The following is a 23,667-nucleotide window of genomic DNA, read 5'->3' as shown; positions in this document are numbered from 1 at the left end:
ACACTTTGTTAAACATTTGAGCCAAATTTCTTCCGGAGCTTCACAAAAGGCATCTCAACCCTATAGTATGAAAATAGAGAAAGAGAAATTGTTACGGCGAGAACAAAAAGCTGCCATTGCAAACCAAATTTTGTGAAATACAGCGTCGCTAGAGGAATAGCTAACCAATGAAAAAGATAGATAGAATAGCTCAATTTCCCGATATAGACAAATACTTTATTCGTAAAAAACAGCTTATTTAGTAGCGACTGATCACCATAAACAGCAAAAACAATTACGGGCGTTAAAAATATACCTTGCAAGGTATATCTATACGTCTCTCTGAAGCTATCCTCTCTATAAACAAAGGTGAACAATAAGACTGCTAACGACAAGACTAACAACCATTTCTTTTGCAGAAATTCTAAAATTTTTTCCCCTCGACTATCTTTGAAAAGTAGGTATGCCAACAATGAGCCATACAATATTGAGTCTATCCGTGTGTGCGTCAAAGAATAATTATATTTCTCATATAGCTTCGGATCCACTAATATTTCCACATAATATAGGCGGAATAAAAGAGGAATAATTAAAAATAGAACTGTCAAAACCAAATGTAGTCTAACACGAGAATAAGTAAGAAACAAAAAAAGTGGGTAAAACAAATAGTAATGCTCTTCTATCGACAGGGACCACAATATTTTAAAAATGCTGTATAATTGATGTTGCTCTTGATAATTAATAAAATATACGTAATAATAGTTTTCAAAGTACATAAGTGCTGCTACAATCTGCGAAGGTATCAAACGTACATCATGAAAAATTAATAGCAGAATAACTAACGAAGAAAAAAAGAGCAAAGCCGGATATAATCTAAAAGCCCTTCTAATGTAAAAATTCTTAAAGTTTAATGTTTTCGATTGTTCAAACTCATAAATAAGAAGTTTAGATATTAGAAATCCACTTATAAAGAAGAAAACAGTAACTCCGAAACCTCCAGGCACAAGATGTCCCAAACCTAAATGTGAAAAAAAGACAATCAAAATTGACAAGCCTCTAATGCCGTCCAGTTGTTTTATATTTCTATTATCCAAAATCATAATTATATAGATTAATTGCTTTTGCGTCTATTCTCTCGGTCTACCAGTACTTTCTTATAGCTAAGAACTTTTTCGAGTCCAATGAGTACATTACTTCGATTTTTTAAAATTTGCTTAACGACATACCCTGTAGCACCGAATTTTTTCGCATTTGCCAAAAAATACAGCACCGAATACTGATAGGGAGCCAATTTATTCGCCCTTAACATATTGTTAACGCGTATTGTCTCATCGAATCTCGATAAGAAATATTCAGGTCTAATGGTGTTCACTATACTTCCCTCCCTAACCGTGACCGTATACAATACGGTTTGTGAAACCTCAAAAGAATTGACAAATACACCACAGCAGCATGAAAACCACATATCGTTACCGGCAATAACCTCGGCGAATTTTATATTATAAGTTTCTAGGAAGCCTCGTCGATAAATCTTGCCCCAAGGAACAGAATATTTGTACAAAATATCTTTTTTACCATCGGCTAAATAGCTACGTACTAGATCGTTAAAGAAAAAATGTCTGTGACTTTCTTCATATGTTTCTGAATCTGCAGAATGTACATTGTAGAAAATCAAGTCCACATCCTTTTGAGAAACAATATCTAACTCATTTCCAAAATCTTTGCAAAAGAAATCATCTGAATCGGCAAATATAACATATTTACCTCGAGCGTGACTAAGCCCTACATTACGACTCGCACCAGCACCTTTCTTCCCCCTATTATGGTAAAAATCAAAGTAATAGTCGTTGCGAATTTCCTCTAATTTTTGTATTTCCGAACTATCACTAGTATCATCTATTACAATAACTTCCAAATCGCTTCGTTTGGGAATTGATTGCAGTAAACGGTGTACTAAAACCGCAGAATTTTTGTGTGGAATAATAATGGAGTACATCATAATTATACAGAAAAAATATATTTCATAACCTCGTCGGAAGATTTACGATACGATTGTTCGACATTGGTAAATTTATCCATAATAGAGATTTTCGAATGTAGAACCTGCTCGATTTGTGATAAAGCTAATTCGGTAAGCTGATTAGTATCTATTAGTAATTCTCCAATCCCTGCATCCGAAAAAATTCCATTTATTTTGGCGTGTTGCTGCATATCAGTTACGATAGCAGGCAAACAGTTAAATTTATAAGCTAGTAGTGCCACATGTAATCGGTTTGTAAGCACATAGTCGCCCGAATAGTAATAGCTTGCGTTCGACAAGTCAATCTGCTGTTTGTTAAAATGTACTACATTTCTTCCTTCAAAATGCTTATACAGTTGCTCGCTGAACTCAAAGTCTGATGCCACTTGATAAGCAATTTCAAAAACGAAATCTTCTTCAAACTTCTCTATAAGCACTTCCAACAATTTTAATAAAGATTGCGAATAGCTATCACTCTTAACCTCTCCATGAACAGCGCTACGAAATGATAAAATTATTTTTCTTCGTTTGTCTATAAGAACATTTTCACTATCAACTTTTTGATTAAGTTTTGGCGTATAGCTCCAACATAGATCAGGAAATATACTAGCCTTTTTTATACCAATGCTATGCACAAAATCCAATGATATAGAATCACGAACATAATAATTCTTTATAAAAAGCGCTCGAAACCACTCACCAATCTTCCCCATTCTACTGAGTGGGCCAATTGAAAAACCTATTTTTATTATACGCACTCCCAATAGGTAAAGGAATAAGTAAAAGAAGCCAGAGATTATATATTTACACCCCGTTACAAACGAGTTTTCAAATTGATGTCCTGGAGGGGAAGCTAAAAAATAGACTTTACGATTATTATCAAAACATGATTTAATAGAGTCAATAATCAAAGCTTTATGAAAGCCTTGATTCAATTGCGTTACACACTCCGCTTTACTAGCACCCAAAGATTCCAAATAGAACTCGGGCATCTTGTCATCGCTAATTAAGACATCCGCGTGTCTACGGAAGTGATCAAGTAAGCTCTTGTTTATCAACTGATCGCCAATATTATGATATTGTGTATACCCCTTGTAATATAAAATGTTAATCATGTAATTCTAAAGATTTGTAGTAGCTTAAATACTTACGCTCGATTTCAAAAATATTAAACTGCTCAGCAAATGATATCCGTGATTCTATGCCCCCATCATTTCCGACACGCATCTTTTTCGCCAATTCATAAAGCTTGTCTGCCATTGCATCCACATCACGTACGATCAGATCCGGTTCAACTTGTTCGACCAATTCTCGTAATCCGCCGCCATCATCCATAACAACAACTGGTTTACCTAAATGCATACACTCTATTGCTACTAATCCAAATGGTTCAGAAACGGACGGAAAAACACAGACATCCATTACCGATTGAAAAGAAGTGACTTGTTTCTGAAAACCGGTAAAGATTACGGAATCATCTATTCCTAAATTGCTCACTAGAGATTTTAAGCTATCCATTTCTGAACCATCACCGACTAGCAATAGTTTTGCATCGGTATATTTGCTAAGAAACTTGGCGAAGCCTTGGATGAGAAAATCCACTCGCTTCCAACCTATAAAGCGAGAGGTAGTTCCGACAATAAAACCATTTCCAACGATCTCGGGAAACATGTTTCCTGCAAAATCTTTATCAAAACTATCATTGAAACCAACGCCGTTGTAGATAACGGCATTATTTTCTTTCTTCACCCCTTTTTCTAGCCAATATTGTTGTGAATAATTAGAATTATTCACAACGCCCTTACAACAGCGGTTTAGTTGCTTAACTTGAAAAGCGACCTTACTTTTACCGTAAAAGGATTGTTCCCTCCTAACCGCACCCGCTGTATGCACTGTAAAAATAACAGCGGTCTTCGATCGATATAAAGCTTCCAACAACAAAGGCTTATAGATATGAAGCTGTGCAAAATCATACTTTGAGACTATTTGCATAACCTTTCTATATTTTTCGACGTTAAGATCAAATGGCTTTATCGGCAAGTAGTAGATCTTTACACCGACACTTTTTAATCTTGGGTTTGCAACGCTATTCTCATCTTGACAACATAAGATCGCAATTTCAAGTTGGTCATTGTATTTCTGGGCTTGAACAAGGTAATAGAGATAGCTCTCTATACCACCGAAAAGAAAATCATGAACGACATGGATTATCTTAGTTTTCTGCATATCTTATCGACTTATTTGTTTTTTTGAAATTATAAAGAAGATTTCCCTTACTAAGAATGTATAATGCAATACAGAATGTTGGGATGGTTCCTAAGAGAGTACTGCCAGCTATATTTCCACAATACAAAAAATAAATATAATATTTAGCGTAGTAGTAATCATCATAAACCTTTAGTCGAAAGACTCTTATCAAGATTAGTCCGAAGATCGCCAAACCAAATACTCCATAATAAAGATAAATCGAGGCATAACCCACGTCTGCCGGAATTAAACCTTGACTTCTGCCATATTTATCAACGTAATCAGCATATTTGGATTTGCCCAATGAAAAAAAACCGTTACCAAATAAATCGTTTAAAATGTTACGAGACACATCAGAAAAATAAAATTTATAGGCCGCAATTCTAACGTTATCCTCGCCATCTTCTTGAGAATCTAGTTCTTGCTCAGTCCGCTCTTTTAACCCCTCGAACACACTACCCGCCAATATTGGCAACAGATATATGCTTGAAATCACTAAAACCAAAGCGAGTAACTTTTTAGCAAAGGAGGTGCCACGGAGGTAAAGTAGTATCCCAAAAACAGCACTAAATAATATGGCCTGCCTACCAAGTTGTAAAACTATAGTTAAAAACAACACACTGATTATAGTAAACCATTTCCATTTTCTACTTGAAGTTTTGAATTTCGATATACTCAAAAAATAGGCTAAATAAAGTGGGCCTCCGCCGATAAAAGTAAGTCGAATTCTAGACATTCCCCGTGCGTCATCCAATTCCTTTCCTATTTCGCCATAACCTAAAAACAGCCGAAAAGGCGCTACGGCTAGTGCAACGTAAAAGCATATTAAGAATATCAATAGAAACCACCACATCACATTCTCCACTTCTTTAAGTTTGATATTTTCTTTTATTAAATAAAAATAGATTATAAAAGAGAAGAACGAAAACGAAGATAGCAACGTATCAAAAATATTCTGTCCCCATGTCATCATACATACAATGGACGAAAGGACTATCGAAACCAAAACGAACCTCAATGGATTTGAAAAATAATCCCGATAATTTCCTTTAAAAAATCCCGCAGATACAACAATCGCTAAATACAATAATGTCGGGTAAAAAAACACCTTCCACACATCGTCCGTAAATCCTAAAGGCCTAAAAAGTCGAAAAAAAAGCATACAAAAAAGGAGGATGAAGACACCCTTTTTACTTAATCTATTTTCGAGCTTGAATAAGTCCATCGTATTACTAAAATTTTAAGAAAACTGAAGCAAATTCCCTTTGCTCTTCTAAAGCTTTTTGTGCTAGCCCATAGTCGATTGACCATTTTTCGGAATTCGGAAGCTCATCTACCCCTTTTACAACTCTGTCAGTCAGGCCCAAGCGCTTGAGTAAATTGATAACTCTATGCGGATTGGATTTCTTATAAATGCTAAAAAAATCTTTACTAAAATTCACGGCGAAGGCAGTTCCATGGAATGAATTTGTCACTACAAAATCAGCGTTATTTACTAACTCTATAAATTGCTGAGGGCTTAGGCTATCCAAGGTATAGTCGACTTTTACATCTGACTTAACACGGAATAGTGAGACAACAGGAATCCCCAAAGATAAACTAACTTTCTTAGCGATTTTAATGGAATCTAAATTGTTATCAAATGTATAAAGTAAAACATATTTAGCGGGTAGACCGTCTATCGGCTGCCTTATTTCACTCCAACGATCTCTGTTAAGTAACAAAGTCGGGTCAATCACTACAGACACATCATTATGTACAGAATCAAGCTGATCCTTTAAAAACTCCTCTCTTACAGCAATTCGCTCGTAATTTAACAAATAAGATTTAATTTGATTGAGCTCAGCATCTTTATATTGATAAGCACCCGCACTAGACGCGTATGCAAATTTTCTCGCCTTTTCTGATGTTTCTAAAAAATATACTGGATCTAATGCTCCTCCCGTAAAAATCGGATTCCAGAGTTGATCACTTCCACTGACAAGAATATCGAAATCCTTGGATATATTCGCAAATTCGCCCAACGAATTCACCTCAGAACTTAGCGGTATGTGGGACTTCAGAAAGCCGTTAAAAACTTTTTCTTTATGAAAATCTCTTTTTAAAAGATAATAAGCTACTAAGTGCTTGACATTCTGTATAATGGATTTTCTAACATCCCAAAAACGATGACTATATTTCGCCGTCAAGGCAGGTTGTCTGTAATCAATACAAACGCAGTTATTGCCATCACGATTTAAAAACTGACAAAGCGCATATGCCTGAAGCATACCCCCATAATTGTACACATTATGAAAAGTAACTATTCCTATCTTCATTAATTAAAAAATTTTGCTATGTTATTAACTTCTAAACGCGGCGATGAGGCTATTTCAAAATGGTCCGGTAGAAATCCACAAGAAATGACTAACCCAATTCTTTCATTATCGGGAATACCAAGGAGCTCTCTTAATGCTTGATCCCTTTTATGATCGACACTCCAGTTTAAAGGACATGCCCCAATTTCATAATGGTGTAAGGCATTAAGGAGTGACATCGCAAACATTCCTGTATTAATATAAGACTCGTTCCGATCATTTACACCTTGGAAATAAGAAATATTGGCTGTTAAAATAAAAAGCGTGCTAGCAAGATGACCAAATCCTCGATTACCATATTGCAACTTTAAAACTTCATCTCTCGTTTCTTTGTTTTTAACCACATAAATTCGATTAAGCTGTCTATTGCAAGATGTAGGAGATTTCATCGCTAACTTCACGCATTTCTCCAATATATCGTTCGGAATTTCTTCCTGAGAATAATTGCGACAAGAGTAACGGGATAAGGCAAACTGCTCAAATGGCTCATTTTTCGACTTAAAATATTGATCGCGAGTAAATTTTAATTGACGCGCGGGAATTTCACTTTTAACAACCTTACGGTAATCCAAATACTTATCTATCAAATCCTTAGGCAAATCAAAACCCCGTTCTTGATGGAAAGAAAAATACTCTTCCAGTACAGCGGCACTATGCTTAAATTCTAGTATATTTACGTCTTTTCCTTCCTTTGAATAAACAATCAGCAAATCCATCAAGTCATTCACCACAGGAATTCCAAAGCCCAGACGAGTCTCGGGCATCGTTAAGCCCTTTTCAATGACATGATATAGAATCGTTATACGCCCTTTAAAGGCATCTTCACTAACAAATAATTGCTTCACATTAGAGTGACGATAAAATCTAGAAAGGTCGTAAAAGTAAATTCTAAGAACTCTTAGATATACAAGTACACCTTTCCCTAATAAATTTTTCACTTGATTCATATGCTTACCTTAATTTTTTTTAATCTATTCCCTTTCAACATCGACATCATAAAGTCACGCTCCTCTTTTTTTAGTCCAAAGACCATGATCGAAACTATAAGTACTATTCCATTTATAAAAGCTGTATATAGAATCCGATAATCGGTAAATAATATATTTTGAGTGAAGAGGTAAATGCTAACTATTGGTGGTATAGCGACCAGAACAACTCGAAAAAAAACTTCATTCAAAAATAAGCCGTAACTAATTCCAACTTTCTTGTTGCAGATAATCACGCGAAGAACCAGGGAAAATAGCTCAATCATGGTCATACATATTAAGATATGAAACGCTGAATACCCCATACTCAAGAGTATATACGCTAGCGGTACTATTAACATTATCGTAGTACCAACAACGGACTGATAGAGTTTAACTTGTCCAGTAGCTTGAACAGATGCCTTCAATCCTGTTGACATCTGGTTCACTAACGCATTTATCAGGATAATTGTACAAAACGCAGCCGTTTGAGGTGGAACTGTTTTAAGCCAAATATTTAATATCCCATTTATTTCAGCAATCAAAGGAATAATAATAAACAGCAACAGAATTGCAGAACTTTTTGATGATAGTAGTGCGAGTTTTATCATCCTATTTCGATCTTTGGCACCCTCACTTTTAACAATTTGCGGATTGAGCGCTTTCCCGATGATTACTGAGAATGATTGTAACTGCGAGTTCATTTGTTGAGCAATAGCATAAGTCCCGTTTATTCCAACTCCTAAGAATCTATTTAACACAACAGCTATCCCCTGACTTGATGCCACATAACAAAGTGACCCAAAAAGATTCCAACTGGCGTAGGATAGCATCTCTTTAAATAAAAATCTCTCTTTCAAAAAGACAACGCTGACTCCCGACTCCTTATACTTAATCTTGCACCAAACCGATTTACTAATTCGCACGAGTATAGTAATTCCAACGATCAACAAACTGTAAACAATTAATCTATTATTCGAAAAATAAGAGATAGAACAAGCGGCTAAAAATTTCAAAAAGGTCTCGACTAATCCATTTATTGAATCGAACAGCATATCTTCTTTCGCATTAATCAAAGAATCGTAAGGCACGGCATTTATAGTAAAAAATGTACTGGCTACCATGAGATGGAAACACCATGAAGCATCAACGTTCTTACTAGATGGGATATTTAAAAATCCGTCAAACAAAAATAAACTCAGTAATTCCAGCACTACAACGATAAATACACTTATAATAAAATGGATAAAAACACTTGTATTAAAAATCTTGTTTAATACCGTTGTGTCCCCAGCTCCCAAATAAAACGAGAGGTAACGCTGTGTGGTTATAATCATAGCTCCATTTAGAAACGTCAACATGATAACAACGCCGGCTATAAGATTGTATATCCCGAAGTCTTCTATTCCCAAGCCTGAAAGTAAGACTCTAGTAGAATACAGAGTCAAGACAGCGGAGAATATTAGCTTTCCGTAAAGAAAGAACGTGTTAGAAATGATTCTCTTAGTATGACTTTTCATTTAATTTTCTATTATCGCCAAAATTTCCACCACTTCTTCTTAGTCTCTTGTCCATAATCACCATAACCGTAGCCATATCCATAGCCGTAACCATAGTTATTATAGTAACCACCTTTAGCTTGCACATCATTGACTATAAGCTGAATGGGATTTATCCTACCTTTCAGTTGTAAATCATTTGGAATAACTAACTGCTCCTTGTAAGTATAGCCTTGACGCACTAAATACAGGCATAAATCTGAATATCGATTCAATAATTGAGCATCAGTAACAACTCCTACCGGAGGAGCATCCATTATAATATAGTCGTACGTCTCCAAAAGCTTTTTCATAAGCTCCTGTGTTCTTGGCTGTACAAGTAACTCTGCTGGGTTTGGCGGAATGGCTCCTGCTTGAATCAAATCGACGTTCTCATGAGCACCAGATGGCATGATTATCTCGTCAATACGCATATCAGGACGAACCACGTAGTGAGAAAACCCTTTGCCAGCAGGAAGACCTAATTTTGAAGTAATAGATGGCTTTCTCAGATCAAGTTCCATTAAGATCACTTTCTTATCCAATAATGCTAGAGAGACCGCTAGATTTAGTGCGACGTACGATTTGCCCTCGCCAGACATAGAAGAGGTAAATAAAATTGTCTTTCCACCATTCAATGCAAACTCCAAATTCGTTCTTAAAGCTCGAAATTGCTCTGCTATCGGCGAACGAGACGTCTTAGTTACCACTACTTGATCTTGGTCAACAGAATGCGCAATAGCACCTAAAACTGGCAGAGGTGTTTTAGCCTGAACATCATCCAAGGAGTTAATTCTTACATTCAATAAATCTTTAAGATAAAAGGTTCCCAATGGCACGATTAAACCTAAAATCAAGCCTAATGCATATATGACTTTCTTCTTGGGAGAAAATGGAAACTCCTCTGCTTTTGGAGAATCGATCACCTTGGAATTAGAGACGTTGGCTGTTCTACCAATGGCCGTCTCCTCCCATTTCTCCTGTAAGAAGATATATTGTGCCTGCTTTATTTGCTGCAACCTAGCCAAATCAATATATCCACGTTCAATTGTGGGTACTCGTTGAATTTGGGAAGTAATTTGTCCAGACATCTGTATTTGCTTTGATTTAGCAAACTCTAAATTACGCTTCGATGCTTCAACGCTACTAACCATATCCTCTCGGAGATTCGCAATCTGTGAGTTCACATTTTGTACCAGTGGATTGTCGTTAGTATTTGCTAAAAGGAGCCGCTCACGTTGCAAAACCAGCTCATTATAATTTGAAATCAAGCCTGCAAAGGAAGGGTCTTGTGAAGCCATGGACGAAGGAACTACTCGCGGATTATTTTTATCTTTCAAGTTATCCATGATCGCTTGCAAAACTGACATCTGCGTTTCAATCTCTGCGAGCGATTTTGTGTAATCAGCCGAATTTTGAAGTAACAACTTACTCTGCTCGGATATATCTGAAAGTTGAGTACTTCTTTTATATCCCGATATCCGGTCCTCAACGCCAGCTAGCTCTTCTGTAATTTCTGTCAACCGAGCATTAATAAAAGAAAGTGTCGAGTCTGCAATTACATTTTTGTCGTGAAGATTTAGCTCTACATATTTATCTATTAGGGTAGCCAATAACTGCTCGCCTCGTTTAGGAAGTTCGTTGACCAATGTTAGATCAATTGTAGAAACATTTTTATTCGTAACCTCAACGGTTAAAGAATTTGAGTAACTATCTACTAATTTCCGCAGGGGTGTGATAGAAAATCCATATGTGTCATCGACAACTACTCCATCGACAACTTCAGCAGTTAAGCGTCCCACACCTGCGACGTCGAACGCCTTACCCAATTTTACTTTGAACGTTGTGTCAGAACTAAAGAATTCGAGTTCATCATCTGCAACTTTTTTTATTTTATATGCAATAGGCGAAATGATAGAATCTGGTGAACTCAAAAGCCTAATCAGATAAGGACTCCTAAAAGTCGGATTATCGCGTACGCTGCCGGCTCTAAAATAGGCAATATAAGCGTTTTCAGCCAAAACCATCTGTCTCATTAAATCTGAAGTTTTCAAAACCTCAACTTCATTATCAACGGAACTTTTAGTACCCATCAAGCCGGACAAATCTGCGAGGGCATTTTCTCCTAAAAGACCTCCCTTCTTATCGTCTGAGACCAATAATTTTGCGTGAATATTATATGTTGGCACTGTGTAACGTAAATATAGAAACGCTAATGCTAATCCAACAATACCGCATAAAACAAACCAATACCAATTATGCAAAACACGACCGACAAAACGAATCAAGTCTTTATTGTCTGCATTTTTATCTTCAAAAGCTGTCAGCTCTTCCCAATCAATTTTTTCTCTACTCATACGACTTTAATAATACATGAATAAGGGATCATGTTTATAGTGTAAAAATCAATAAAATTTGAACTACCTGATTCTAGTTAACGCAATGATCAATACAGAGACGATCGAACCAATTATTGCAAAAGTTTGCGTTCTCGCAGCGTTATTTGCCGCGGCCTTGGCTTTACCTGGCTCTATATACAGCACGTCATTTTGCTTTAAATAAAAGTAAGGGGACTGAAAAATTTGACTATCGTTTAGATTTAAACGTACCAACTCCTTAACTCCATTCTGTTCACGAACCAAGAGTACATTTTCACGTCGGCCATAAATCGTTAAGTCGCCAGCCAATCCTAACGCATCTAAAACAGAGACTTTTTCATTAGGAACAGTATAGGTAGCAGGACGCATTACTTCACCTAAAACAGTGATTTTATAGTTTGCAAATCGTACTTGCACAGCCGGGTTTTTGTAATACTGCGCAGCTAAGGTCGTAATACGTTCACGCGCCTGATAGGTAGTTAAACCTTTAACTTCGACTTTTCCTATCAAAGCCATATTAATAAACCCATCTTTATCAACTAAAAAACCAGAGATCACTTGATTCCCGACATTACTTGCAGTACTGGCTCCGACGGCTTGTAAAGCGACAGATTGATTGGCAACAGCAGAAGTCGTCGGATCAATCGTTTGGATGGTAATACTTAAGATATCATCGGCCTGTATAACAGGCTCAGTAAACGCGGCGGCTTCTTTGACAACACGAACGGAGTCGATTGGTAAATCATTAAAATAAACGGTATTTTTTACCGAGGCGCAGCTCGCCATAAAAAACAAGGCTAATAGGGCAAGCCATGTTATACGTACTTGTGGTGGTTTAGGGTTCATGTCTTTCATGTTATTTTGCTTGTAGTTGTAGTTGTAGATGTATGCCCGCTTTTACGTGCTGCAGTGGAGCAAAGACTGATTTTTGATGGTGCACTTCTTAAAGAGCGGTTTGATATCCTCCTTCTTTAAGCCGCGTTCGAGCATATGAATATGCCTTTCGTGGTGAGCGTCTGTGCCGACGAAGTCGATAAGCCCGCGATCGAGCAAATACTTAGCCGTTTTTTTCTCGCGTGAACCGTAATAGCCAAAGACAGAAAGCACATTCAGCTGCAAGAGGCAACCAAGGTCTTTAAAGCGTTCTATGGCTTTAGGATTTTCGTGATAAAATACATAACGCTCAGGATGCGCCAAGATTGGCTGGTATCCTTTGATCTGTAAATCGAATATGTTCTTTTCAATGCTTTTGCTTTCTTGAATGTAGGACATCTCAATCAACACATGGTTGCCGGGCAGGGTAGCCAAGGGCTGCTCCTCTTTGTCCAGGCGATGGTCAAAATGCCCATCCACCATATATTCTGCCGCGTAGCCTGCCAGTAGCGGTTGTGCTTCGGTACCTTGGAGGTAGCCAAAGGCACGTGCAATACTTTCGGGGGTATTGGGGTACATATCCTGAAAGATATGGGGCGTAAAGTAAAAGGTATCCAAGCCCAATGCCGATAGGCGCGACAGCAAGTTCAAGCTATCTTCCACCGTCTTGCACCCATCGTCTATGCCCGGCAAAATATGGGAATGCATATCCACTTGCAGCCATTCGAGGGTATTGTTACGGTTTTTGTTGAAGATATTGAACATGTGTTGTTACAAGTTACAAAGTGACAAGGTGATGGTCTGCGACGTGACGTCGTTTGCATTGCCTTGAATTAGTGATAGGGTGATGAAAACAACGTGACATTGTTTGCATTTCCTTGATAATGCTCGGTTGATGATAAACACAGGCGAAGTGACGATGTTTACATTTCCTTTAGATCGCCGGTGGATTTGCGGATTGTAAGAAATATCCGGCAGGAGCGACCTGCCGGAATATTCCCCTACAATTACAAGTTTAACACTTGAGATCTTGCATGCTCGGCTACGAGCGTTTTGTTTTCTTTATGCTATTACAGGTTACCACACTCCTCGGTCAATATGGCCAAGTTGGTTGCGCCTGCTTTTTCACCGATGATATCGCCAGGGGCAATACCCACCGTTGCTGTATTATCGGCAATTACCGTTTTCCCTTGCACGGTTTTCACACGGCCTTTCCACACGGCTCTAAAATCGTAGCGTGTGCCGTCTGTACGTAACAAAGTAGTCCTTAGGAAGCCATTGTCTACTGCGCCTAGGTATTTGTATTCGCCATTACCTGCTACGCGATAAAACATCTCGAATGTAGGCAACAAAGTGATCGGGTCAACTTTATCTGGACAGCGCACATACAATTGTAGTGTAGAAACGGTACCTGTTGCATCGCCAGGATTTGGCAGACGCATATTGGTTACCGCACCACAGGCACCCAAAGGAGCTTGCTCCAAGATATTTCCTGCAGCACTTTTAACCACAATCGATGTTCCTACAGCAGGTACATTATCGATCGCAATAGCGGCATTGTTTAAACTGATGGAGTAATCTGTGGTAGTTAGGACACGACCGCCCCACCACGTTTCTACCACAATAGGATAGGTAGAACCGTTGGCCATCCAGTCGCCCGAGAAGACAATACTACGTGCCGCCTCACAAGCTTCGCCAAATTCACCCGCCATAAAGAAGGTCAAGTGATCTGTGCTGAAGTTGGCACGGAACCCGGTAGCAGCAGAGCCTACGGCAGCATTATTTTCTTCAAAAGTCCAAACACGATCGGTATCGCTGTTGCTAAAGATTTGCAAGACATGGCCGGTAGAAAGCGCTTGGTTCGTGCTTGGGCTGACGAAGCCTGGATTTAAAGGCATCGAGATACCAATCGGCTGGCTAAATGATTTAACCGCCACGCCATTGACCAACATTTTTACATCTACGACGCCCGCAGATGCAAATGCACCAGATGTCGTATTACCGCCTTCCACAACGACTTCATCCGCTACCAGGCTACCGCCAGGGAGTAAGGTGATGGCATCCTCGTGATTCGCGTCGACGCTGGTGATGGTGATGCGTACGGAAGAACCCACCAGGATGTTGCCCTGTGCGTCAAGAAACTGTGTACCGGCAGGGATAGTCAATTCCACATTACCGGCAGTACCTGGCGTAGCCGAAGCCACAGCCACCGTAGCCGCCGCAGCGGTAGAGCCATTGGAATTCAAAGGCACATTCTCTACAATTTGTGCAGCGCCATCAGGCAAGTTTGCCGGCTGGGTTAAGATAACCGTTTCGATACCAGCAGATGCATCGGTAATCGCTACGGGCACAATTTGTGTGGTGTAGCCCGGTGCCGCGATCTGTACGCGGAAACGAACAGGATTTGCTGCTGTTGGCGTGCGCGCCGGATCCAAGCCAAAGGCTACCAAATCGCCGGCTAGCTTAAACTCCTTGCGTCCATCCAAATTGTAAATGTCTTGTGTATCACCAGACACCAAAGTGATTGTTGCATTGGCAACAGAGGCATTGCTGCTATTTACAACACGCAGCGTAGCATAGTGCTGAATCACCTCTGTACTGATCTGCAGATTAAAGTCCTTTAGGGGACTTTCACATGACGCAACGCTTCCCGCAAGAGCGAAGGCCAAGGTATATATCGCTAATTTTCTGAATTTCATAATCACAATAATTTTAAGGTTCTCCTATTTCCAAAACCTGTAGCTGAAACCAATCTCTACACGCGGCAAGTAGCGGTAGTTCTTGATGTTGTTCTCGATGGTAGGCGCGTTGTTCACATTCTCTTCCAACAAACCGGTCGCTTCCATCGTTACCGTTGGCTTGGACAGGTAATAGGCACCCAAGTCGATACTGACCGAGAAACGGCTATCCAACACAATGTTGCTCCAACCGATACCCGCATAAGGGTTGACCGTTTCTTTCCAGTTGACGTTGGTGGTGATGGTTCCTACGCGATCCGGATGTACATTGATATCCCCATAACGGTAGCCTTCTACCAAGCGGGATTCTAATTTACCGCTCAAGTCAAAGAAGTACGCACCGCCCACTTGGATATTGAACGAACGGAAAAAGCCGCGTTGCTGCGAAAATGGCGCCCAACCAACCAGCAAAGAAACATTGTTGGCCTTGGCCGAAACATCCGAACGGACATCACGGTTGCTGTAGTTGCCAACGATATCCGTGTGGAAAGGCATAAAGGAACCGCCCAGGCGCAAGCCAAAGTGGTTGCCCAAGGGCTGATAAATGTGGAGTCCCACGCCAGTGGTTCCCACGTGCACACCCAGTGCAAACGGATTAGGGTAGCCGGATTCATAGGCCGACTCCGGGATGCTATCGCGCTCTCCTTCCCCAGCTACTGCCTCGGTGGTGGCAGCGAAGGTCAGAAAACCTATCAGCATCATGGCAAAATAAGTAAATCTAATGTTCATAATTACTTCTAAATAGGTGTTTAAATTTATTTGGATTTCTACTATGCATGTTTATTAATACGCGTTCTTTTCCCCTTTTACCATGTTGATGGCTGTCATGCAGACAATCTTAAAATCAAGCATAGCCGACCAGTTGCTCATGTATTCGATATCGAATTCCACACGCTTGGCCATTAATTCCGGTTCTTTGGTTTCCCCGCGATAACCATTTACCTGCGCCCAGCCTGTAATTCCCGGCTTGACAAATTGACGCACCATATAGTGCTGAATCAACTGGCTGTAGTGCTCGGTATGCGAAAGCATATGCGGACGTGGTCCCACCACACTCATTTGCCCCAAGAATACATTGATAAACTGTGGAAATTCATCCAAGTTGGTCTTGCGCAAGAAAGCCCCGATTGGTGTGATACGTTTATCTCCTTTGGTCGCCTGCTTATTACCCGAATCCTTGTTGATCACCATACTGCGGAACTTGTAACAGCCAAAAGACTTGTTATTACGTCCCGAGCGCGGCTGCTTAAAGAAGATAGGCCCTGGACTCTGTATCTTGATAATCAAACCAATGATAGGCACCAACCAGCTTAAGATAAAGATGATGACCATACTGGAGATAAAAAGATCCACCAAGCGTTTCTTGATGCGATTTTCCATGGTCGACAGCGACTCCTCGTGCGAGCGCAAAACCGGCAACTGCATAGTCACTGCTTCGGCAGCTTCATTGCCGTAGTTGATGCTCGCCGTTACCGCCGGTACAAAGTTGAGCTGCACACACTGATGATCTGCCGCCATAATAAGTTCCTTGCTGTAGCTGGTCATATCCGGCGTGCTCACCAAAAACACATCATGTATACCCAATTTGGAAACCTGCTCGAAATAACGTTTAAACTGCGCCACCTTCTCATCCTTCGTCGCTTTCTCCATCGCATCGTGATACTCAATGGTATCCACGCTGTAGAACGGATTGTTAGGCGAGAAGCTATCGGCCAGTGGACCAAGGTGATCGTTGTGCCCGATCAACGCCACACGCTTGCTCCACTTGAGGCGGCGCGGTAGCACGGTATAGACATACGTCAATAAGAATCGGGAGATTGCGGCATAGAACAAAACCGTGGCGAAGACCGCCCCGAGGAAGTAATACACGCCCGAGAAGGCATGGCCGATAAACGTACAACCACTAAAGATGATCAGCAGCGTGGCTGCCGTGCGCACCGTCATGCGGAATACATTTTCCAAACGCTCCACGGTATTATCCGAGTAGAGCTTGAAAAACATCGCCGAAACGACCGCAATAAGGTTGAACATCATCCATAGCGAGAAGTAGTTACTACTCATCACCTCTGTTGCGTCTACAAGGCCATAGGCAGTTACCAACGAGAAGGCAACTACAAAGGCAATATTTAAACATACAGCGTCGGTTAAGACAAGCAGTATCTTTAAAAAAGCCAGCACGCGGTTTTGGACATATCTATGCATATTCTACAAGATTAATTCTATTTCAATTATTTACTTATGCAGACGAAAACAAGCGTAACAAGAAAGTGGAATCTTATAAGTGAATCGAGATTCGTATAGATTAAAAACAAGGCAAAAGTGTGGCTATTCTGCATATTTTTGTATGCACAAGATCAAGCTATCACAAAGTCCGTATGCTAGTCCATATTAAATTAACATGCCGCAACGTACATTTGCCCATCACCCCTTTACGAGGATCTTTTAATCAATTTACTTTCTGTTTTTTCTCAGTTTTAAGTCGTTGTAAACACTAATTTTGTTCAAAATTTTCATAAGTACAGCTTTTTCACAATTATTTTAGCTTAGATTGATGCTTTTGCCGTACACTACCCATGGGTTTTACCCCATTCGGTGTTAATCTTTAAATTGTAGACCCAAATATAGCTATTATTTGTAAACAATATGCTACATTCTCGCTAATTTTATATTAAATCTACGTTATCCTTAATAAAAACGCATTGTTAAACGCGGAAAAGTAACGAAAATCATTTTTTTTATGATAATTATTGTAACAAACGGATGCAAAATCAGTTGACCTGTAAACGATCTTGCCGGGTTCGCTGTTACCCTTTTTGAACGATCGCCCCAGCAGCATGGCCGATCGTGTAGTTTGATGGCTACAAAAATACTTTTTTTTCTTAATTGTATCCAATATAAATTCAAATTAAATTTTACAGGTCAGAATCGCCCAAGTACCATACCAAAATTTTGAAGCAACAAAGAAAAGGCGAAAGATCAATAACGACAAGCCTAAGGCGGGGACAAGCAGGGGACAAATCTTAAGGTTTTGAAGATCAGCGAGTTTCTACAAAACTAGACCAAAGTATAGGTGGGCTTTTCAGAACTCGGGATAGAAAAAACGGTACAGATCCGACGGATCAAAATCCGTATATCTACGCGAGACATAGAAATAACCGTCGCAGCACCAAAAAAAGAACAATCGATTGCGCCATACAAAAAATGAGACAAAATATATAAATGTTACAACATTTTATGATGCTACGCATATTTTGATCAGATATTATTCTTAAATTTGACACATCGTTTCTCTCCCCGGGAAACATAATTTTCATAAGCAGTGAAAGGGTCGCCTCGGTGGCCCTTTTATATGAAAGAGCCTCTTGCAACCACGTACTTGAAAACTTCCTAAAAAGCATTACATGCCGTGCCGAACTTTTAACAAAAGGATAATTGTTTCTTATTGTTTAAACGGAGTAAGAAGAGAATAGTTTTGAAAAAGTGATAAATCACTTACTTTTTTTGCCGTTAGTACAGCGTAGTGAGTAGTGCGTAGTGCGATAAGGTAACGGTACCTTATAAAGATGACCGCCATCAGCTCGTTACTTTGTAACCTCGTCACCATATCACTATCCCCCCTCAAATCCCTTCCGCCGTTCGCCACGGCAGGGCAGCACTTTTGAAGGCCAAATTGCTCAAAAGCCTTCGTCTCCTTCAGGTGCTTTGTCCCACAGATCCAGCCCGCACAAAGCAACATGTTTGGCAAATCCAGCTACCGCAAGCTTTTAATTCGTATTGTAATGTATTCCCCCTCAAATCCCTTCCGCCGTTCGCCACGGCAGGGCAGCACTTTTGAAGGCCAAAAGTGCTCAAAAGCCTTTGTCTCCTTCAGGTGCTTTGTCCCACAGATCCAGCCCGCACAAAGCAACATGTTTGGCAAAGCTGAAATAACGTCCCCATCGCTTTGGATGCGATGGAGACATAATTCCTAGGCTTTGTCCTCCCCTCGATTCCCCAAACATGTTCTTTGTTTCCCAGCACTTGGAAGGAGACTGGAAGAGTTACGTTAAACGGTTACCGTATGATGTAGCTTTTCGATCGCTATTTTAATAGTACTTAGTACAGAGTATGTAGAAGGGACCGCGGTAAATCCTAAAGTTATCGCTGTGATCTTCGTAACTATGTCACTTTGTAACCTCGTCACTTTCCAAAATGCGATCGAGCACCTCCTGTTTAAAACAGAGCGATCAACGGAGCTTTTTTGTTTCATCAAGCGATGGAACGAGCGGGCTGCTGCCGTGGGCTAGTGGGTAGGGAAGGCATTAGATTATATGCCAAAATCCAATAAAAAGGGATTTTGGAATGTCATCTTCGCCTGGCAGGCAGTGAACCGCTGTGGGTTGGACGGTGGGTAAGATCGCATGGATGAAACAAAGATTTTTTGCATACTTTTTTATCTTGAAAAAAGTATGGCCCATGTCCCGGGCTTAGGGACAAACCGATCCCTGAAAGGGACAAAAAGGTATTGCGTAGATACACATACGGAGAAAGTTTTTATAAACAATTGGGATATACCTACATAGAATTGGTTAAATTTGAGAAGGAAGAGACTGAATTACAGACGGATCTCGATAGGTGGCTCTATGTGTTGAAGAATATGTCTACGTTGAAGAAGCTATCGGTCTATCTGCGGAAGCCTATATTTGAGCGGCTATTTGATATCGCTGCCTACACACAATTAAATAAGGAGGAACGAAATATGTATGATGTAAGTTTAAAACGCAAATGGGATGCCTTCTCCATCCGTGAGACCCAAGAGCTGGATCTAGCAGATGCGATTGAGAACGGCTTGAAGCAGGGTCTGGAAAAAGGCTTGGAACAGGGGTTGGAGCAGGGGTTGGAGCAGGGGCTGCAACAGGGTATTGAGAAAGGAAGGGAAGAAGGCTTAGAAAAAGGCTTAGAAGAAGGAAGATACGAAAAAGCAGTTGCGGTAGCCCTAGAACTAAAGAAAATGGGACTTTCCGTTACCGATATCGCTAAAGCTACCGGACTTTCCATTGCAGAAATTGAAGCGTTGTGAAATAGTATTGCGTAATGCGTATTGAGTAATGCGATAAGGGTTAGAGGTAAATTATAAGACGACCGCTATCAATCGTCACTATGTCACCTTATCACTCCCTCCCTTAACCCCTTCCGCCAATGAATAGTATTGTATGTAGACGAGGATGGCGGTAACCTTCAAGATTAAGGCAATCAGCTCGTCACTTTGTAACCTTATCACCTCGTCACTTCTTCACTTTGTCACCGTATCACAAAGTATCAAACTATACAATTACCGCTCCTGCCTTAATTAACAGCAACGTCGCCTTATTTTTGTTGCGTCTGTAGACATTTGCCCTTGCACTACCCAACAAGGATGCAACAAAAATTCGCGACAGGGTTTTGGATACTTTTGCCCCACAAAAGTATCGCCCATGTCCCGGGCTTAGGGACGAACCGGTCCTGGCGAAGGACAAACCCGGTCCCGGGGTGCCGGGACAAAAAAAAGTCATGGATTGCCGGGCGGCGCACCATGACTTGCCTACTTTGAAAATATGAGGCACCCTAGGGGCGGGTACTCGTGTTGTGCAAATAAATTATTGGATCACCTCGAGCTCCGTGCGGCGATTGGCCTGGTGCTCGGGTTCGCTGCAGTTGACCCCTTCGGCGCATTGGTTTACCAATCGGCTTTCGCCGTAGCCACGCGCCTGCAGCCTATCTGCGGCAATGCCGCGGCTCACGATATAGTCGACGGCCGCTTGGGCACGCCGCTGCGACAGCCGCATGTTGTAGCTGTCGCTACCGCGGCTATCCGTGTGGCTGGACAGCTCGATGCGCAAGCCCGGGTTGTCGCGCATCACGCGCACCACCTGGTTGAGTACCAAAGCCGCATCCGGCCGTATATCGTGTTTATCAAAATCGTAATACAAGTTTTCTAGGACAATCTTATCGCCCACCTTATTGAGGGGCGCCAAGAAGAGCGACACCTGCACGCTGGTATCCGCCTGGTTGAAGATCGGCGCCAAGCGCGTGGAGTCGGCCATATAGCCCTTATGATCTGCAAAGACCCAGTGCGTTTGCCCCGGCTGCAGCTCAAACTGAAAGAAGCCCTGATCGTCAGACTGCTTGCGCGCCACCAGCTCGCCTTCGCCGGCGAAGAGGCTCACCATCGTCTCGCCAAGACCCTCGCGCGTCTTCTTGTCGTGCGCACGCCCCTGCAGCGTGATGCGGCGGCTAGGCTTCTGCAGCTTCACCGTATACAGATCGTCGCCACCGAGGCCGCCGCGCCTGTTGGACGACAGGAAGCCCTCAAAGTCCTCCGCCTCCACCAGCAGGGGCGCCATACCGAAGTCGTCGCCCGCCGTATTGATGGGGTAGCGCAGGTTGTGGCGCGCGCTATATTCGCCGCGACTGCCCTTTGCTAGGAAGATATCAAAGCCCCCCATGCCGGCGAAGCCATCGCTGGCATAGTAGAGGCCATCCGCAAAGATCGCCGGGAAGAGCTCATCGCCCGGCGAGTTGACCGTGGAGCCCGCATTGATGGGGCGACCCCAAGCGCCTTGCGCATCGCGGATGCAGTACCAAATATCAACACCACCCACGCCGCCCGGGCGATCGGACGCGAAATAAAGCGTCTGCCCATCGGCGGAGAGGCAGGCATGGCCTACCGAGTAGGCCTCCACCTTGTTGTAGGGAAAATCTTCCTCGCGCCAGTCGTCGCCCTGCCGGATATACAGCTTGAGCTCTAGGTTGTGCTTACGAAAGCGGCGCCCATCCTTCTTGAAGCGCTCCGCCTGCCGGCCTACGGCAGTACGCGTGACATAGAGCGTATCGCCCTGCGCGCTGGCCGCCAGCGGACCGATGTGGTACAGCGCCGTATTGAAAGCATAGCTGAGCGGCTCGGCAAAGGACAAGGCCTGCCCATCGCGGTTGGCCGAATAGAGGCGCAAGTACGACTGCCCCGTCATGCCACTGCGGTTCTTGCTGCCGCCCCGCGGCTCGCCCACATAGTAGAGCTTATCCTGTACCGGGAAGGGTGCAAACTCCGCCAGCGGCGTATTCACCTCGCGCAGGTTGTGCAGGCGGTGCGCTGTGGGTGCCGCGATCCACTGTATAGCCGAGTCGCAGCCCAGAATGGCTAACTGCAGCTTGGGCGAGTCGCCATGCCGCTGCCGGTAATCCAGCAGCTGCACCTTGGCCTCCGTATATTTACCGTTTTGTCGCAGCGACTGCACATAGCCCCACTGCGCCTCCGGCCGATGGCCCGGCGTTTGCACGGCGCGTGCATACCAGTTTTCGGCCTGCTCGTAGTCGTTGATATAGAGGAAGGCCGAGGCCAACCGCTCCATATCCAACACGCGCGGCTTCTTGACCTGCAAGAGGTGCTCGTACAAAGGAATAGCCTCCGCATATTCCATACGCTCGTAGAGCTCCTCGGCCCTATCCCGCAGCGTCAGCTGCTCTTGCGCCGAGATAGTAGGCCCGGCAAAGAGCAGGATAGCGATGATGTATAGGATGTTTTTTTTCATTTTCTAAAAATACCGTGGACTTAACATCTGCTGCAGGATGCGGCCGAGGGTAAGACCGAGGGTGATCTCGTGCGTACCGCTTTGCAGGCCCTGCATTTGGTTGATCATAAAGTCATAGGAGTAGCCGATGCGCAGGTTGTTGCTGGCGTAGATCTGTGCGATGCCGGTGATGGCATTCATGGCCGTCAGCTTCAAGGGCGACTGATCGTAATAGGGCCTATCAAACAGGCGGGCGCGGGTACGATAGCCGGCACCGATCCAAAAGCGGCCCTGAAAGATGAACATCGCATTCACATCCAGGGAGGTGGGACCTTTAAAATCATCCTTGACCAGCAAGCTGGGTCGCAGGTGCAGACCCTCTTCAAGGGCGATCAAGCCGCCGGCAATCAAATAGGCATTGCTGGTGCGGTAAAGACTTTCCAAACTGTTTTGGTTAAAGCGCATGGCATCGTGGCGATCGCCGTTGGCAAACAGATCCTGCACGGCCAAGCCCACATAAAGCTTGGGGCTGGAATAGTAAACGCCCAAGCGGATATCGGGGTTCCAGCTGGACATATAGCCCGGCGGAATGGCCTCGTCCTGCGGATTGACAGCCTGCAGCTTGCTGCCATCCAGGCCATACTGCGTACCGCCAACCGCTACACCCAAGGCCAGGCGCCGCGCATCCCGATCGTCAAGCTGCAGCCGCATGGCGTAGCTGGCATAAACCGAGGTAGCACTCTGCGCGCCCAGCTTATCGGCCGTAAACTGCAGCCCTACGCCATGGCGCTTGCTCTGCGGATCGAGTACCCCATCTACCGACAGGGAACCTGTGCGCGGCGCACCTTCCCAGCCCGTCCACTGGCTGCGTAGGCCCACCTGTGCAAACCACTCTTCCTTGTAGCCGGCATAGGCCGGATTGACACTGATGGAATTGAAGATATACTGCGTAAACTGTATATTCTGCTGGGCATAGCCCTGCCCTGCCGCCAAAAGCAGCAGGCCGAGCAGGGCGCCGTATAGGGTGTATGTCGTTCTATTCATGC

Annotated in this window: 18 protein-coding genes; 1 reads left to right on the top strand and 17 read right to left on the bottom strand. The window is 42.6% G+C overall.

Annotation, left to right across the window (positions count from 1 at the left end; translation table 11 throughout):
• Positions 1–8: 8 nt before the first annotated feature.
• The 14 genes from SCB77_RS13030 to SCB77_RS12965 form a co-directional block, all read right to left on the bottom strand.
• Entirely contained in the window at positions 9–1,079 is a 1,071-nt protein-coding gene (locus SCB77_RS13030; RefSeq protein WP_320182441.1) for an acyltransferase family protein, read from the bottom strand.
• Positions 1,080–1,090: 11 nt separating this feature from the next.
• The gene (locus tag SCB77_RS13025) at positions 1,091–1,978 is read right to left on the bottom strand and encodes a glycosyltransferase family 2 protein (protein WP_320182440.1); all 888 of its coding nucleotides are present in this window, start codon (positions 1,976–1,978) and stop codon (positions 1,091–1,093) included.
• Positions 1,979–1,980: 2 nt separating this feature from the next.
• Positions 1,981–3,114: a polysaccharide pyruvyl transferase family protein gene (locus SCB77_RS13020; protein WP_320182439.1), complete on the bottom strand. Its 1,134-nt coding sequence runs from the start codon at positions 3,112–3,114 to the stop codon at positions 1,981–1,983.
• On the bottom strand, positions 3,107–4,225 hold the full coding sequence (locus SCB77_RS13015) for a glycosyltransferase family 4 protein (protein ID WP_320182438.1): 1,119 nt from the start codon (positions 4,223–4,225) through the stop codon (positions 3,107–3,109). Before SCB77_RS13015 ends, SCB77_RS13020 begins: the two co-directional genes overlap by 8 nt.
• Positions 4,212–5,471 carry a hypothetical protein gene (locus SCB77_RS13010; protein ID WP_320182437.1) on the bottom strand — a complete coding sequence of 420 codons (1,260 nt, stop codon included), beginning with the start codon at positions 5,469–5,471 and terminating at the stop codon, positions 4,212–4,214. Before SCB77_RS13010 ends, SCB77_RS13015 begins: the two co-directional genes overlap by 14 nt.
• 7 nt (positions 5,472–5,478) lie before the next feature.
• Complete coding sequence (locus tag SCB77_RS13005; RefSeq protein ID WP_320182436.1) at positions 5,479–6,564, bottom strand: polysaccharide pyruvyl transferase family protein; 1,086 nt, start codon at positions 6,562–6,564, stop codon at positions 5,479–5,481.
• A complete protein-coding gene (locus SCB77_RS13000; RefSeq protein ID WP_320182435.1) occupies positions 6,564–7,550 on the bottom strand; it encodes a nitroreductase family protein in 987 nt (328 codons plus the stop codon). Before SCB77_RS13000 ends, SCB77_RS13005 begins: the two co-directional genes overlap by 1 nt.
• Positions 7,547–8,929 (bottom strand): MATE family efflux transporter, encoded by a 1,383-nt coding sequence (locus SCB77_RS12995; RefSeq protein WP_320182434.1) that lies wholly within the window; start codon positions 8,927–8,929, stop codon positions 7,547–7,549. The genes SCB77_RS13000 and SCB77_RS12995 overlap by 4 nt, the downstream gene beginning before the upstream one ends.
• A gap of 170 nt (positions 8,930–9,099) precedes the next feature.
• Positions 9,100–11,463, bottom strand: coding sequence for a GumC family protein (locus SCB77_RS12990; RefSeq protein WP_320182433.1), 2,364 nt, complete (start codon positions 11,461–11,463; stop codon positions 9,100–9,102).
• Positions 11,464–11,526: 63 nt separating this feature from the next.
• Positions 11,527–12,339 (bottom strand): polysaccharide biosynthesis/export family protein, encoded by an 813-nt coding sequence (locus SCB77_RS12985; RefSeq protein WP_320182432.1) that lies wholly within the window; start codon positions 12,337–12,339, stop codon positions 11,527–11,529.
• Positions 12,340–12,381: 42 nt separating this feature from the next.
• Positions 12,382–13,122, bottom strand: a complete 741-nt coding sequence (locus SCB77_RS12980; RefSeq protein ID WP_320182431.1) for a tyrosine-protein phosphatase — start codon at positions 13,120–13,122, stop codon at positions 12,382–12,384.
• Between the two features lie 305 nt (positions 13,123–13,427).
• Positions 13,428–15,056 (bottom strand): hypothetical protein, encoded by a 1,629-nt coding sequence (locus SCB77_RS12975; protein WP_320182430.1) that lies wholly within the window; start codon positions 15,054–15,056, stop codon positions 13,428–13,430.
• A gap of 24 nt (positions 15,057–15,080) precedes the next feature.
• Complete coding sequence (locus SCB77_RS12970) at positions 15,081–15,824, bottom strand: hypothetical protein (RefSeq protein ID WP_320182429.1); 744 nt, start codon at positions 15,822–15,824, stop codon at positions 15,081–15,083.
• 54 nt (positions 15,825–15,878) lie between these two features.
• Positions 15,879–17,297 carry an exopolysaccharide biosynthesis polyprenyl glycosylphosphotransferase gene (locus SCB77_RS12965; RefSeq protein WP_320182428.1) on the bottom strand — a complete coding sequence of 473 codons (1,419 nt, stop codon included), beginning with the start codon at positions 17,295–17,297 and terminating at the stop codon, positions 15,879–15,881.
• 2,302 nt (positions 17,298–19,599) lie between these two features.
• Here SCB77_RS12965 and SCB77_RS12960 point away from each other — a divergent pair.
• Positions 19,600–20,154, top strand: coding sequence for a PD-(D/E)XK nuclease family transposase (locus SCB77_RS12960; protein WP_320182427.1), 555 nt, complete (start codon positions 19,600–19,602; stop codon positions 20,152–20,154).
• Positions 20,155–20,232: 78 nt separating this feature from the next.
• Here the strand turns inward: SCB77_RS12960 and SCB77_RS12955 are convergent, their stop codons facing one another.
• The 3 genes from SCB77_RS12955 to SCB77_RS12945 all read right to left on the bottom strand — a co-directional run bounded on the left by SCB77_RS12955 (position 20,233) and on the right by SCB77_RS12945 (position 23,665).
• On the bottom strand, positions 20,233–20,355 hold the full coding sequence (locus tag SCB77_RS12955) for a hypothetical protein (protein WP_320182426.1): 123 nt from the start codon (positions 20,353–20,355) through the stop codon (positions 20,233–20,235).
• A gap of 355 nt (positions 20,356–20,710) precedes the next feature.
• Entirely contained in the window at positions 20,711–22,642 is a 1,932-nt protein-coding gene (locus SCB77_RS12950; protein WP_320182425.1) for an OmpA family protein, read from the bottom strand.
• Between the two features lie 3 nt (positions 22,643–22,645).
• Positions 22,646–23,665: a PorP/SprF family type IX secretion system membrane protein gene (locus tag SCB77_RS12945; protein ID WP_320182424.1), complete on the bottom strand. Its 1,020-nt coding sequence runs from the start codon at positions 23,663–23,665 to the stop codon at positions 22,646–22,648.
• Positions 23,666–23,667 lie beyond the last annotated feature (2 nt).

The sequence above is a fragment of the Sphingobacterium bambusae genome (assembly GCF_033955345.1).
Classification (GTDB): domain Bacteria; phylum Bacteroidota; class Bacteroidia; order Sphingobacteriales; family Sphingobacteriaceae; genus Sphingobacterium; species Sphingobacterium bambusae.
Note: the sequence above shows the minus strand (reverse complement) of the source record. Positions and strands in the feature narration are given on the sequence as shown.

Excerpts from the sequence above, each read along its gene's own strand:
- SCB77_RS12945 (WP_320182424.1), bottom strand. The coding sequence starts at position 23,665 with ATGAATAGAACGACATACACCCTATACGGCGCCCTGCTCGGCCTGCTG.
- SCB77_RS13020 (WP_320182439.1), bottom strand. The coding sequence starts at position 3,114 with ATGATTAACATTTTATATTACAAGGGGTATACACAATATCATAATATT.
- SCB77_RS13015 (WP_320182438.1), bottom strand. The coding sequence starts at position 4,225 with ATGCAGAAAACTAAGATAATCCATGTCGTTCATGATTTTCTTTTCGGT.
- SCB77_RS12970 (WP_320182429.1), bottom strand. The coding sequence starts at position 15,824 with ATGAACATTAGATTTACTTATTTTGCCATGATGCTGATAGGTTTTCTG.
- SCB77_RS12950 (WP_320182425.1), bottom strand. The coding sequence starts at position 22,642 with ATGAAAAAAAACATCCTATACATCATCGCTATCCTGCTCTTTGCCGGG.
- SCB77_RS12995 (WP_320182434.1), bottom strand. The coding sequence starts at position 8,929 with ATGTTGACGTTTCTAAATGGAGCTATGATTATAACCACACAGCGTTAC.
- SCB77_RS12975 (WP_320182430.1), bottom strand. The coding sequence starts at position 15,056 with ATGAAATTCAGAAAATTAGCGATATATACCTTGGCCTTCGCTCTTGCG.
- SCB77_RS13030 (WP_320182441.1), bottom strand. The coding sequence starts at position 1,079 with ATGATTTTGGATAATAGAAATATAAAACAACTGGACGGCATTAGAGGC.
- SCB77_RS13005 (WP_320182436.1), bottom strand. The coding sequence starts at position 6,564 with ATGAAGATAGGAATAGTTACTTTTCATAATGTGTACAATTATGGGGGT.
- SCB77_RS12990 (WP_320182433.1), bottom strand. The coding sequence starts at position 11,463 with ATGAGTAGAGAAAAAATTGATTGGGAAGAGCTGACAGCTTTTGAAGAT.
- SCB77_RS13010 (WP_320182437.1), bottom strand. The coding sequence starts at position 5,471 with ATGGACTTATTCAAGCTCGAAAATAGATTAAGTAAAAAGGGTGTCTTC.
- SCB77_RS12985 (WP_320182432.1), bottom strand. The coding sequence starts at position 12,339 with ATGAAAGACATGAACCCTAAACCACCACAAGTACGTATAACATGGCTT.
- SCB77_RS13025 (WP_320182440.1), bottom strand. The coding sequence starts at position 1,978 with ATGATGTACTCCATTATTATTCCACACAAAAATTCTGCGGTTTTAGTA.
- SCB77_RS12980 (WP_320182431.1), bottom strand. The coding sequence starts at position 13,122 with ATGTTCAATATCTTCAACAAAAACCGTAACAATACCCTCGAATGGCTG.
- SCB77_RS12965 (WP_320182428.1), bottom strand. The coding sequence starts at position 17,297 with ATGCATAGATATGTCCAAAACCGCGTGCTGGCTTTTTTAAAGATACTG.
- SCB77_RS13000 (WP_320182435.1), bottom strand. The coding sequence starts at position 7,550 with ATGAATCAAGTGAAAAATTTATTAGGGAAAGGTGTACTTGTATATCTA.